Annotated in this window: 10 protein-coding genes; 6 read left to right on the top strand and 4 right to left on the bottom strand. The window is 69.1% G+C overall.

Annotated elements, in window-relative coordinates; all coding sequences use genetic code 11:
* Nucleotides 1-10: 10 nt before the first annotated feature.
* Nucleotides 11-1513: a CoA-acylating methylmalonate-semialdehyde dehydrogenase gene (locus ABDK56_RS13025; RefSeq protein WP_349808715.1), complete on the bottom strand. Its 1503-nt coding sequence runs from the start codon at nt 1511-1513 to the stop codon at nt 11-13.
* A gap of 83 nt (nt 1514-1596) precedes the next feature.
* Between ABDK56_RS13025 and ABDK56_RS13020 the strand changes: the two genes are divergently transcribed.
* Both ABDK56_RS13020 and ABDK56_RS13015 read left to right on the top strand, forming a co-directional pair.
* Nucleotides 1597-3006: a M20/M25/M40 family metallo-hydrolase gene (locus ABDK56_RS13020; protein ID WP_349808714.1), complete on the top strand. Its 1410-nt coding sequence runs from the start codon at nt 1597-1599 to the stop codon at nt 3004-3006.
* 2 nt (nt 3007-3008) lie between these two features.
* Complete coding sequence (locus tag ABDK56_RS13015; protein WP_349808713.1) at nt 3009-3272, top strand: DksA/TraR family C4-type zinc finger protein; 264 nt, start codon at nt 3009-3011, stop codon at nt 3270-3272.
* A 9-nt stretch (nt 3273-3281) separates the two neighbouring features.
* Here the strand turns inward: ABDK56_RS13015 and ABDK56_RS13010 are convergent, their stop codons facing one another.
* Nucleotides 3282-5285 carry a M3 family metallopeptidase gene (locus ABDK56_RS13010; protein WP_349808712.1) on the bottom strand — a complete coding sequence of 668 codons (2004 nt, stop codon included), beginning with the start codon at nt 5283-5285 and terminating at the stop codon, nt 3282-3284.
* A gap of 98 nt (nt 5286-5383) precedes the next feature.
* Between ABDK56_RS13010 and ABDK56_RS13005 the strand changes: the two genes are divergently transcribed.
* From ABDK56_RS13005 to ABDK56_RS12995, 3 genes are read left to right on the top strand one after another with little or no spacing between them, the layout of a single operon-like run.
* The gene (locus ABDK56_RS13005; protein ID WP_349808711.1) at nt 5384-7600 is read left to right on the top strand and encodes a ribonuclease R family protein; all 2217 of its coding nucleotides are present in this window, start codon (nt 5384-5386) and stop codon (nt 7598-7600) included.
* Nucleotides 7601-7633: 33 nt separating this feature from the next.
* Nucleotides 7634-7957 (top strand): hypothetical protein, encoded by a 324-nt coding sequence (locus ABDK56_RS13000; RefSeq protein WP_349808710.1) that lies wholly within the window; start codon nt 7634-7636, stop codon nt 7955-7957.
* Between the two features lie 38 nt (nt 7958-7995).
* Entirely contained in the window at nt 7996-8610 is a 615-nt protein-coding gene (locus ABDK56_RS12995; RefSeq protein WP_349808709.1) for an NADPH-dependent FMN reductase, read from the top strand.
* Nucleotides 8611-8626: 16 nt separating this feature from the next.
* On the opposite strand, the gene kynU is transcribed toward ABDK56_RS12995, so the two are convergent.
* On the bottom strand, nt 8627-9847 hold the full coding sequence (kynU, locus tag ABDK56_RS12990) for a kynureninase (RefSeq protein ID WP_349808708.1): 1221 nt from the start codon (nt 9845-9847) through the stop codon (nt 8627-8629).
* A gap of 11 nt (nt 9848-9858) precedes the next feature.
* Nucleotides 9859-10413, bottom strand: coding sequence for a dCTP deaminase (gene dcd, locus ABDK56_RS12985; protein WP_349808707.1), 555 nt, complete (start codon nt 10411-10413; stop codon nt 9859-9861).
* A 93-nt stretch (nt 10414-10506) separates the two neighbouring features.
* On the opposite strand from dcd, the gene ABDK56_RS12980 reads away from it, so the two are divergent.
* Nucleotides 10507-12000, top strand: a complete 1494-nt coding sequence (locus ABDK56_RS12980) for a replicative DNA helicase (protein WP_349808706.1) — start codon at nt 10507-10509, stop codon at nt 11998-12000.
* Nucleotides 12001-12328: the final 328 nt, after the last annotated feature.

Here is a 12328-nt window from a genome sequence, read left to right as displayed (position 1 = left end):
GTCGAGCGGCTCACCCCATGGTCGGAATGACGAAGGCGTCCTTGTGGTCGCCCGCCGCGCTGCCGTCGGGCCAGCGCTGGGTTACCGTCTTGATCCGGGTCCAGAACTTGACCCCTTCCATCCCGTGCTGGTTGGTGTCGCCGAAGCCGCTGCGCTTCCACCCGCCGAAGGTGTGATAGGCGACCGGCACCGGGATCGGCACGTTGACCCCGACCATCCCGACCTGGACCCGCGCCGCGAACTCGCGCGCGGCGTGGCCGTTGCGGGTGAAGATGGCGACGCCGTTGCCGTAGGGATGCTCGCTCGGCAGCCGCACCGCCTCCTCGAAGCTGTCGGCGCGGACGATCTGCAGCACCGGGCCGAAGATCTCCTCCTGGTAGCTGCGGAACTCGGGCTTCACATGGTCAAACAAAGTCGGCCCGACGAAAAAGCCTTTCTCGTGCCCCTGGAGCGTGAAACCGCGCCCGTCGACGACCAGCTCGCCGCCCTCCTGCTCGCACAGCGCGATATAGTCCTCGACGCGCTTCTTGTGCGCCTCGTTGACCACCGGCCCGTAATGCGCCTCGGGATCGTTCGACACGCCGACCTTCAGCTTGTCGATCGCCGGGACCAGCTTCGCGCGCAGCGCATCGGCGGTGTCGTCGCCGACCGGCACCACCACCGGCAGCGCCATGCACCGCTCGCCCGCCGACCCGAACGCCGCGCCGGTGAGGTCGTTCACCACCTGGTCGAGGTCGGCGTCGGGCAGCACGATGCCGTGATTCTTCGCCCCGCCGAACGCCTGCACGCGCTTGCCCGCCGCGACTCCGCGCGAATAGATATACTGGGCGATGTCGCTGCTGCCGACGAAGCTCACCCCCTTGATGTCGGGATGGTCGAGGATCGCGTCGACCATTTCCTTGTCGCCGTGGACGACGTTGAGGATCCCGTCGGGAAGCCCCGCTTCCTTCATCAGCTCGGCGAGGCGCACCGGCACCGACGGGTCGCGCTCGCTGGGCTTCAAAATGAACGCATTGCCGCACGCGATCGCCGGGCCGAACATCCACATCGGGATCATCGCCGGGAAGTTGAACGGGGTGATCCCCGCGCCGATACCGAGCGGCTGGCGCATCGAATAGACGTCGATCCCCGGCCCCGCGCCCTGCGTATATTCGCCCTTCAGCGCGTGCGGGATGCCGCAGCAGAACTCGATCACCTCCAGCCCGCGCTGAACGTCGCCCTTCGCGTCGGCGATCACCTTGCCATGCTCGGCTGACAGCATCTCGGCGAGCTGGTCCATGTTCGCCTCGACCAGCTCCTTGAACTTGAACATTACCCGCGCGCGGCGCTGCGGGTTGGTCGCCGCCCACTCGGGCTGCACCGCCAGCGCCGCGTCGACCGCCTGTTGCAGCGTGTCCCTGTCGCCGAAGCCGACGTGCGCCTGCACCTCGCCGTGCGACGGGTTCCACACCTGCCCCTCGCGCGCGCCATGCTCGTGGCTCGAACCGTTGATGAAGTGGGCGATGCGACGCATGGGATTCTCCTGGACTGTCTTCGCCGCGGCCCTAGCCAAGCGCTCCACGCAATGCCAGCGTGGCGCGACGAGGAGACCAGCCGATGCGCCTGTTGCTTGCCGGATTGCTGCTGTCGGGACCGGCGCTCGCCGCGACGCCCGAGCAGAAGCTCGCCGCGTGGATCCGCCCGGTCGACGCGGCGCGGATGAAGGCCAGCGTCGAATCGCTCGTCGCGCTCGGCACCCGCCACACCCTCTCGTCGCAGACCGACCCGAATCGCGGCATCGGCGCAGCCTGGACGCTGGTCGAGGCCGCGTTCCGCAAGGCGGGGCTCGAACCGGTGCGGGTGTGCGACACGGTCAGCGGCGACCGGCTGCCCGCCCCGGTGCGCGTGTGCGACATCCTCGCCGTCCAGCGCGGGACCGAGCGGCCGAACGACGTCGCGATCATCTCGGGCCACCTCGACAGCCGGGTCAGCGACGTGATGGACTCGGTCCGCGACGCCCCCGGCGCCAACGACGACGGCAGCGGCACCGCCGCGGTGCTCGAGGCGGCCCGCGTCCTCGCGCCGCGTCGCTTTGCCGGGACGATCGTCTTCGCGGTGCTGACCGGGGAAGAGCAGGGGCTCTACGGCGGAAAGATCCTCGCCGACCATGCGACCAGGCAGCGCTGGAACGTCGTCGCCACGCTCAACAACGACATCATCGGCAACAGCTGCGGCAGCGACGGGGTGTGCGACGCGAAGACGGTGCGGGTCTTTTCCGAAGGCCCGCGCTGGCAGGGGCACGAGGCGCTCGCCGCCGCGCAGCGCGCGCTCGGCGGGGAGAACGACAGCCCGTCGCGCAACCTCTCGCGTTTCCTCGCCGGCCTCGCGACGCGGGTGCCCTCGATCGGCCTCACCGTCCGTCAGGTGTGGCGCACCGACCGCTTCGGGCGCGGCGGCGACCATATCGAGATGCTGGACGCGGGCTTCCCCGCCGTCCGCCTCAGCGTCGCGGTCGAGAATTACCGGCGCCAGCACCAGGACGTCCGGGTCGAAAAGGGCATCGACTATGGCGACACCGTCAGGGGCATGGACTTCGCCTACCTCGCGAAGATCACCCGCCTCAACGTCGCCGCGCTCGCCGCCCTCGCTAGCGCCCCGCCGCCGCCCGCTCCGACGGTCGAAGGCGCGGTCAGTACGGACACGAAGCTATCGTGGAAACCGGTGCGCGGCGCGACCGGTTACGTCGTCCGTTGGCGCCGAACGGATGGCTCCGCCTTTACGCGCGAAAAGCCGGTCGCGGCGAAATGGGCTTGTTTCACGAACAGCAGCTTGCACGCCCCGGCGACCGGCAAAGGGATAAGTGAGACGTTCGAACCCATGTGCGAGCAAGTCCTCCCCCATATCCGCGTCGACGACTGGGTGTTCGGCGTTTCCTCGCTCAGCGCCGACGGCTTCGAGAGCCCGGTTGCGTCCGCGGTGCCCGGTGGTGCGTTCGGCCCTTATGTGAAGGCAAGCGACGGAAAGTAGCGATGGCAGGCGGCTGGACCCGCGATGGCGCGGTGCAGGACCAGATCGACGACACGGTCAAGGACGCGGTCGCGCTCGCCCGCGCGCTCACGCCCCACGGGCCGAGCGCCGAGGACTGCGACGATTGCGGCGAGCCGATCCCGCCGAAACGCCGTGCCGCGCTCGCCGGGGTGCGCACCTGCATCGCCTGCCAGGCCGAACGCGACAAGGCGGTCCGCCACTCGGCGATCAACCGTCGCGGCTCGAAGGACAGCCAGCTCCGCTGACCGCTCTCCTCACCGATCCTTGTCGAGCTCGGCCTTGTGCGCGTCGAGGCTCAGCGGCCGCCCGAGGAAGTCGGCGATCAGCTCGGCCGCCGGCTTGTCCCCGCCCGGCCCGATCACGAACCGGCGATAGTCCGCCGCGGTCTTGCGGTTGCGCAGCCCTTCCTTTTCGAACCGGCTGAACAGATCGTCGGCGATCACCTTCGACCAGACATAGGTGTAATAAGCCGCGCCATAGCCGTTGAGATGGCCGAAGCTGTCCTGGCTCTCGACGAAATCGGGGACCGGGACGAGGTCGTACTTGCCCCACGCCGCGCGCTGGAACGCGCCGAGGTTCGCCGGCGCCGGCCCCTCGTAAAAGCCGAGCGACATGTTGGCATAGCCCGACTGGGTGCGATCGAACCCGCCCATGTTGAAATAGCGCGACCGGTTCATCGCCGCGACCAGCTCGCGCGGGATCGTCCGCCCCTTCGAATCGGTCGCGAAGCGGGCCAGCGTGTCATAGTCGAACACCCAGTTCTCGAGCATCTGCGAGGGCGCCTCGACGAAGTCCCACTCGGTCGAAATCCCGCTGCGCGAGGCCCAGCGCTGCTCCTGCCCGCCGAAGATCCCGTGCAGCAGGTGGCCATATTCGTGGAGGAAGGTGACGACGTCGTTGTGGGTCATCAGCCCCTCGCTCCCGTCGCCGCCGGGGAAGTTGGTGACCAGCGCCCCGACCGGGATGCTGCGCCCGGCAAGCCCCGACCGCAGCCCCATCGCGTTGGCGTGGCTGTACTTGCCCGGGCGCGGGTGCAGGTCGAAGTAAAAGCGGCCGATCACCTTGCCGTTCTCGACCATCTCGAACGCGTCGACGCCCTTGGTCCAGACCGGGGTGTTCCACTTGCGGATTTTCACCCCGAACAGGTCCTCGCTCAGCTTGAGGATTCCCGCCTGCACTTTTTCGAAGGCGAAATATTTGCGCGCTTCCTGCGTGTCGTAGCCGTATTGGGACTTCTTGACCTGGTCGCTGGCGTAGGAATTGTTCCACATCGCGAACGGACCGCTCCCGCCGACCACCGCCTGTTTCTTCGCCAGGTCGCGCTGCGCCGCCGGAAGCGCGATGGTCGTCACCTCGTCGAGGAATGCGTGCACCTTTTCGGGCGTGTCGAGCATCCGGTCCTGGAGCGACAGCGCGGCATAGCTGGGCTTGCCGATCAGCTTGGCGAGCTGGTCGCGAAGGTTGATCAGGTCGCGCAAATTCTGCTCGTTCGCCGGATAGGCGCGGCGGAAAAAGGCGGTGAACATCGCCTTCCGCGTGTCCTCGCGCCTGGCGTAGGTCAGCACGGGGATGGCGTCGGGATAGGCCATCGTCAGCACGATCTTCCCGTCCGCGCCGACCTTGTGCCCGGCGATAAAATCGGCCGGCAGGCCCTCGAGCTCGGCCGGGGTCACCGCGATCGTCGTCTTGTCGTCGGCGATCGCCGCGTCGAACCTGGTCCCCGCCTTGCCGATCGCCTCGGTCAGGGCCTGCGCCTTGGCGCGCCCGGCGGCGTCGAGCTGGACCCCGCTCATCTCGAACGCCAGCAGGTCGCGCTTCAGCCCGAAGGCGGTGACCGGGTCGACCGACGTCGCCGAAAGCGCCTTCAGCTTGTCGTACAGCGGCCGCGACAGGGTGATCTTGGCCTGCGCCGCGGTGACCTTGTCGTTGCACGCGCCCGCCGCCTTGCGCGCCGCATCGGTCAGCGACACTTCTTGGTACAGCCCCGCGTCGGTCCCGTTGAGCAGAATCCACAGGTCGTTGTAGCGGCTATAGGTGTCGAGGCTGACCGGGCGCTTGTCCTGCTCCAGCGCGATTCGCCGCCGGTCGGCCTCGGCGATGACCCGGTCGCACCGCGCCATGATCTGCGCGGCGGTCTGCGGCCGGCCGTCGACCGGCCCGATGAACGCCTCCGCGCTCTGCTGGCGCTTCGGCGCGGCGGCGAAGACCGGCGTGGCAAGGACCGACGCGGCCAGCAGGCCGATGACGAGATGACGCATGATGTGAACCCCCCCGGTTGTTGTGCGCGCGACTATATCGCCACTTTAACCTGCGGCAAGGTTGCCCCGCGCGCCGACAACCGCCACATCGTTCCGCGATGCCCCGACCCTTACCCGGCCTTCCCACCCGCCAGCAGGTCCTCGATTTCATCGCTGCCTCCGACCAGCCGGCGGGCAAGCGCGAAATCGCGCGCGCCTTCGGTCTCAAGGGCAACGAAAAGATCGCGCTCAAGGCGCTGCTCAAGGACATGGCCGACGAGGGGCTGATCGACAGCGCGCCGGGCCGCGCCTTCCACAAGATGGGTGGCGTCCCGCGCGTGACCGTGCTCCGGGTCACCTCGGTCGACGACGGACAGCTATGGGCGATGCCCGAAAGCTGGCACGCCGACTCGCCGCCGCCGAAAATCCGCGTGATCGAACGCGGCCGCCGCTCGGCGCTCGCGCTGGGCGACCGCATCCTCGCCCGCACCGAGGAAGCGGGGCAGGGCCATGTCGCCCACGTCATGAAAAAGCTCCAGCGCTCGGCCGACTTGCTGCTCGGCGTGGTGCGCAAGGAGGACGAGCGCTACTTCCTCACCCCGGTCGACAAGCGCGAGCGGCGCGAGCTCCAAATCTCCGACCTCAAGGACGCCAGGGTCGGCGACCTCGTCCTCGCCGAGCCGTCGGGTCGCCCGCCTCGGGTCACCGCGCGGGTCGACGCGATCCTCGGCGACCCGTTCGCCCCGCGCAGCTTCAGCCTGATCGCGATTCACAAGCACGGGCTTCGCGACGGCTTCCGCGAGGACGCGCTGGCCGAGGCGGCGAAGGTCGCGACGCTGCCCCTCGGCGAGCGCGAGGACCTCACCCGCCTCCCCATCGTCGCGATCGACCCCGAGGACGCGCGCGACCATGACGACGCGATCTGGGCGAGCCCGCGCGATGACGGCGACGGCTGGGACGCGATCGTCGCGATCGCCGACGTCAGCTTCTACGTCCGCCCCGGCAGCGCGCTCGACAAGGAGGCGCGCGCCCGCGGCAACAGCGTCTATTTCCCCGACCGGGTCGTGCCGATGCTCCCGCACGAACTTTCGTCGGGGATCTGCTCGCTCAAGGCGGGCGAGCCCCGCGCCGCGCTCGCCTGCCACCTCCACGTCGGCAAGGACGGCGCGCTCAAGAGTTGGCGCTTTGCCCGCGCCAAGATTTGCGTCGCCGCAAACATTGCCTATGAAGATGCACAGGCCGCGATCGACGGCGTGCCCGGCCGCGTCGACCCGGATCTGGTCGAATCCGCGCTGAGGCCGCTCTGGGCCTGCTGGGCCGCGCTCCTCGCCGCGCGAAACAAGCGCGAGCCGCTCGAGCTCGACCTGCCCGAACGCCGGGTCGTGCTCGACGAAAAGGGCCGCATCGCCTCGGTCGCCCCGCGCGAGCGGCTCGACGCGCACAAGCTGGTCGAGGACTATATGATCGCCGCCAACGTCGCCGCGGCCAGGGCGCTCGAACGCAAGAAAGCCCCGGTGATGTACCGCGTCCACGAAGGCCCGGGCCGCGAGAAGCTGGTCACGCTCAAGGACTATCTCGCTACCTTCGACCTCGAATTCGCGCTCGGCCAGGTGGTCAGGCCCGCGACCTTCAACCGCATTATCGAGCGCGTCGGCGCCGACCACCCGGCGCGGCCCGAGATCATGGAGCAGGTGCTGCGGACCCAGATGCAGGCGCGCTACTCGCCCGACACGCTCGGCCATTTCGGGCTCGCGCTCGGCGCCTACGCCCATTTCACCTCGCCGATCCGCCGCTACGCCGACCTGCTCGTCCACCGCGCGCTGGTCGCCGCCTACCGGCTGGGGGAGGGCGGACTGCCCCCCGAGGACGCCGAGCGGTTCGACGAGATCGGCGAGCTCATCTCGGGCCTCGAACGCCGCGCGATGGAGGCCGAGCGCGAGACGATCGACCGCTACGTCGCCGCCTTCCTCGCCGACCGCGTCGGGCAGGTCGTCCGCTGCCGGATCACCGGGGTCCAGCCGTTCGGCTTCTTCGCCACCGTGCTCGACCTCGGCGGCGACGGGCTGGTCCCCGCCTCGATCCTCGGCAACGAATATTTTCGCTACGACGAAAAGGCGCAGGCGCTGGTCGGCGAAGAGAGCGGCGAGACGTTCGCGATGGGCCAGCAGCTCGACCTTCGCCTCGCCGAGGCGATCCCCGCTTCGGGCGCGCTCCGCTTCGAGCTGCCCGAGGGCAAGTTCGCCGCGCCCCGGCGCGAGCGCCGCGACCGCGTCCACCGCCCGAACAAGCGCGGCCGTCCGTCGAATATTCGCCACGACGGCCGCCGCAAGCGTTAGTCTCGCTCCCGCTTAGCAGGGGAGAGTCGAATCATGGCCACCGCCGCCTCCGCCGTCGCCGCGCAGCAGGCGCGCGCCCGCCGGATGATCCAGCATCATTTTTTCGCCGCCGACGCGGTCCGCGCCGACCGCGCCACCGGCTTCGAGCCCGCCAACCGGTTCGAGGGGCGCTGGTTCGACGAGATGCGCACGCGCGGCATCGTCCACGAGGCCGCGCCCGGCCGCTACTGGCTCGACATCCCGCAATATGATCGCATGCTTCAGGAGCGGTTGAAGCGCGGGCGGATCGCGCTCCTCGTCGTGCTGATCGTTGCGGGAATCGCGATCGGGCTCAGCGCGGCGCTCGCCGGGCGCTAGGCAACGGAACCGACGCTGCCGCGCGGCATTCTGCCGTCATGCCCGACACCCGAACCCACAAGATCGCCATCGTTTGCGGCTCGCTCCGCAAGGACTCCGTCAACCGCAGGATCGCCCGATCGATCTGTTCGCTCCACGACCGGCTCGACTGCTCGATCGTCGAGATCGGCGACCTGCCGCTCTACAATCCCGACCTCGACGAAGGCACGCCGCCCGAGCCGTGGGCCCGCTTCCGCGACGCGATCCGCGACGTCCACGGCGTCCTGTTCGTCTATCCCGAATACAACCGCTCGCTTCCCGGCGCGCTCAAGAACGCGATCGACGTCGGTTCGCGCCCCTACGGCAAGAGCGTCTGGGCCAAGAAACCCGCCGCCATCGTCACCGCCTCGCCCGGCGCGCTCGGCGGCGCGCTCGCCAACCACGCGCTTCGCCAGTGCTGCGTGTTCCTCGACATGCCCGTGATGCAGCAGCCCGAGGCCTATCTGGGGCAGGTCACCGACGACAAGTTCGGCGAGGACGGACTGCTCAAGGACGGCGACCTCAAGAAGCTGGTGACCACGCTCGCCGGCGGGTTTGCCGACTGGATCGACATCATCCGCGCAGGCCGCGACAAGCTGCTGTCGGACAGCGAACAGCAGATGAAGAACGGCTGACGTCGAGGGGCGGGACTCAGGTCACCGCCTTGCGCGCCGCATAGGCGGGATCGCGCCACGCCCCCGACGAAAGCACCCCGGCCAGCGCCTCGGCGGCGATGACCGCGTCTTCGAACCGTGTCGCCAGCGGCGCGAAGCCGAACCGCATCAGGTCGGGTGCGCGAAAATCGCCGACCACGCCGCGCGCGATCAGCGCCTGCACGATCGCGTAGGCGTCCGGGTGCGCGAAACTGACCTGCGCTCCTCGCGCTGACGCCTCGCGGGGTGCGGCGAGCGCCAGCACCGGGCAGCGCGCCGCGACCTCGGCGATGAACAGCTCGGTGAGCGCCCCCGCCTTCGCCTCGAGCGCGCCCGGCTCGACCCCCTCGAATGTCGCCAGCCCCGCCGCCACCGCCGCCAGCGCGATTACCGGCGGCGTCCCTGTCAGCCAGCGCCGCATCCCGTCCGCCGGCCGATAGGTCCCGTCGAACGCGAACGGCGCCGCGTGCCCCATCCAGCCGGGCAGCGGATTGTCGAGCCGCGGCTGGTGCGCGCGCCGGACGTAGAGCCACGCCGGGGCCCCCGGCCCGCCATTCAGATATTTATAGCCGCACCCCACCGCGAGGTCCGCGCCCCATTCCTCCAGCCGACAATCGAGAGCCCCCGCGCTGTGCGACAGGTCCCACAGGCTCAGCGCGCCGACCGTCCGCGCCGCCGCCGACAGCGCCGCGACGTCGTGCCGCTCGCCGCTCCGGTAATCGACATGGGTCAGCATCAGCAGCGCGACCTCGTCGGACATCGCCTCGGCGAGCGCCTCGCGCGCCACGTGCCGCACCTCGACCCCGGGGACCAGCGTCGAGATCCCCTGCGCGACGTAGAGGTCGGTCGGGAAATTGCGCGCCTCGGTCACGATTACCCGCCGCCCGCTCGCGCGCCCCCCACTCGACTGCAATGCCGCGACCGCCAGCTTGGTGAGGTTGATGCTGGTCGAATCGGCCCAGGCCAGCTCGTCCGCCGACGCCCCGACCAGCCGCGCCAGCGGCTCGGCCAGCGCGGTCGGCCAGTCGATCCAGCCATGCTTCGTCCAGCTGGTGATGAGGTCCTCGCCCCATTCGCGCTCGACCGTCGCCGCGACCCGCGCCGCCGCCGCGCGCGGCCGCATCCCCAGGCTGTTCCCGTCGAGATAGACGCCGTCGGGCACTGCGAACCGCCCGCGCGCGAACCCCAGCGGGTCGGCCGCGTCGAGCGCCCTCGCCATGATCCCCCGGATCATAGCTTCGGCAGCGTCACCCCGCGCTGGCCCATATATTTGCCCGCGCGGTCGCGATAGCTCGTCTCGCACCGCTCGTTGCCCTTGAGGAACAGGAACTGGCACGCCCCCTCGTTGGCGTAGATCTTCGCGGGCAGCGGGGTGGTGTTCGAGAATTCGAGCGTCACATGCCCCTCCCACCCGGGCTCGAGCGGGGTGACGTTGACGATGATCCCGCACCGCGCATAGGTCGATTTGCCCAGGCAGATCACCAGCACGTCCTCGGGCACCCGGAAATATTCGACCGTCCGCGCCAGCGCGAAGCTGTTCGGCGGGATGATGCACACCTCGGTCTGCCGGTCGACGAAGCTGTTGCCCGCGAAATCCTTCGGGTCGACCACCGCCGAATCGATGTTGGTGAAGATCTTGAACTCGTCCGCCACCCGCGCGTCGTAGCCGTAGGACGACAGGCCGTAGCTGATGCACCCCTCGCGCCGCTGCGCCTCGACGAACGGCTCGATCATGCCGTGATTCTGGGCCTGCTCGCGAATCCAGCGGTCGGAAAGGATGGACATGGGTGAGGGCTAGCCGCCCGCGTGCCCGATTTCCACATAATCCACAGCCCGCGACGCATTGGCCCCATCGCCGCATCGGCGTAGAGCGGCGGCATGGCCGAAATCATCCGCTTCACCGAATCCGATCCCCCCGCGCCCGAGGGTCAGACCCTCCCGCACAACATCGAGGCTGAGGCCGCGCTGCTCGGCGCGCTGATGATCGACAACCGCATCGTCGAGGACGTGCAGCTCAAGCTGAAGCCGCACCATTTCTTCGAGCCGCTCCACGGCCGCATCTACGACGCGATCCTGCGGATGACCGACAAGAACATGGTCGCCTCGCCCGTCACGCTGAAGCCCCTGTTCGAGGCTGACGAGGCGATGCGCGCGGTCGGCGGCCCCGCCTATCTCGCCCAGCTGACCGGCAGCGGCGCGGCGGTGATCGGCGCGCGCGACTTCGCCACCCAGGTCTACGACCTCGCGCTGCTCCGCGCGCTCGTCGGGGTGGGCCGCGACCTCGTCGATTCGGCGCTCGACACCTCGGAGGACGTCGCCCCGCTGACCCAAATCGAGCGCGCCGAGAGCGAGCTCTACCGCGTCGCCGAGGAAGGCGGCGGCGACAACAAGGTCAAGAGCTTCGGCGACGCCAGCACCGAGGCGCTCCGCCAGGTCGAAAAGGCGCTCAACAACGGCGGCTCGCTGTCGGGCATCACCACCGGGCTCGACGGGATCAACGCCAAGGTCGGCGGCCTCCACCATAGCGACCTCGTCATCCTCGCCGGGCGCCCGGGCATGGGCAAGACCTCGCTCGCCACCAACATCGCCTTCGCCGCCGCGCGCCGCTGGGTCCGCGACCAGGAGGACGGGATCGACATGGCCCGCTCGGCCGGCGCCCCGACCGCCTTTTTCAGCCTCGAAATGTCGGCCGACCAGCTCGCCACGCGTATCCTCGCCGAACAGTCGGGGATCAGCAGCGAGAATTTGCGCATGGGCAAGATCAGCGCCGCCGAGTTCAAGTCGCTCGCCCGCGCCGCCGCCGAGCTGAACAGCCTGCCGCTCTACATCGACGACACCCCCGGCCTCACCATCGCCGCGCTGCGCACCCGCGCGCGGCGGCTGAAGCGGCAGAAGGGGATCGGCTTCGTCGTCGTCGATTATCTCCAGCTGCTCCAGGGCACCGGGCGCGGCGGCAACGACAACCGCGTCCAGGAAATCTCGGAGATCAGCCGCGGGCTCAAGCAGCTCGCCAAGGAACTCAACGTCCCCGTGCTCGCCCTGTCGCAGCTCAGCCGCGCGGTCGAACAGCGGGAGGACAAGAAGCCCCAGCTCTCCGACCTTCGCGAATCGGGCTCGATCGAACAGGACGCCGACATGGTCTGGTTCGTGTTCCGCGGCGACTATTACCTGATGGCGAAGAAGCCCGACGACGACCACCCCGACTTCCCGGCATGGTTCGAGGAGATGAACCGCATCCACGGCCGCGCCGACCTCATCGTCGCCAAGCAGCGCCACGGCTCCACCGGCGTCGTCCGCATGCGCTTCGACAGCCACATCACGCGATTCAGCGACGCGGCGGAGAGCGATTATTTGCCGGAAATGAGGGGGTAAGCCGCCGAGCCGCCGAGCCGCCGAGCGTAACGTAAGCGGAGCGAAGCGAGCGTCGTTACGTCGAGAGACGGCGAGCGCCGGCCGACCTGCCGCGTGAGCGGACAGGATCGACGTCACGGGATTCACTCCCGTGACGGCCCTCGCTCGAATGTCCGCTTTCGACCCAAAGCGGCCGCTTTTCTCAGAAATGCTCAGCGTGGGGAAGGCATTGTGCGACGAGATTGACGCGAAGGCATCGCCACCGGCAAAACATGAATTGGATGGAAAGTGGGAGAAAGAGACGTGACGCCTCTGCAGACCGGGTTAGCGTTCGGCGGCGTGAGTCTAG

The sequence above is a fragment of the Sphingomonas sp. ASV193 genome (assembly GCF_040203355.1).
Classification (GTDB): Bacteria; Pseudomonadota; Alphaproteobacteria; order Sphingomonadales; family Sphingomonadaceae; genus Sphingomicrobium.
Note: the sequence above shows the minus strand (reverse complement) of the source record. Positions and strands in the feature narration are given on the sequence as shown.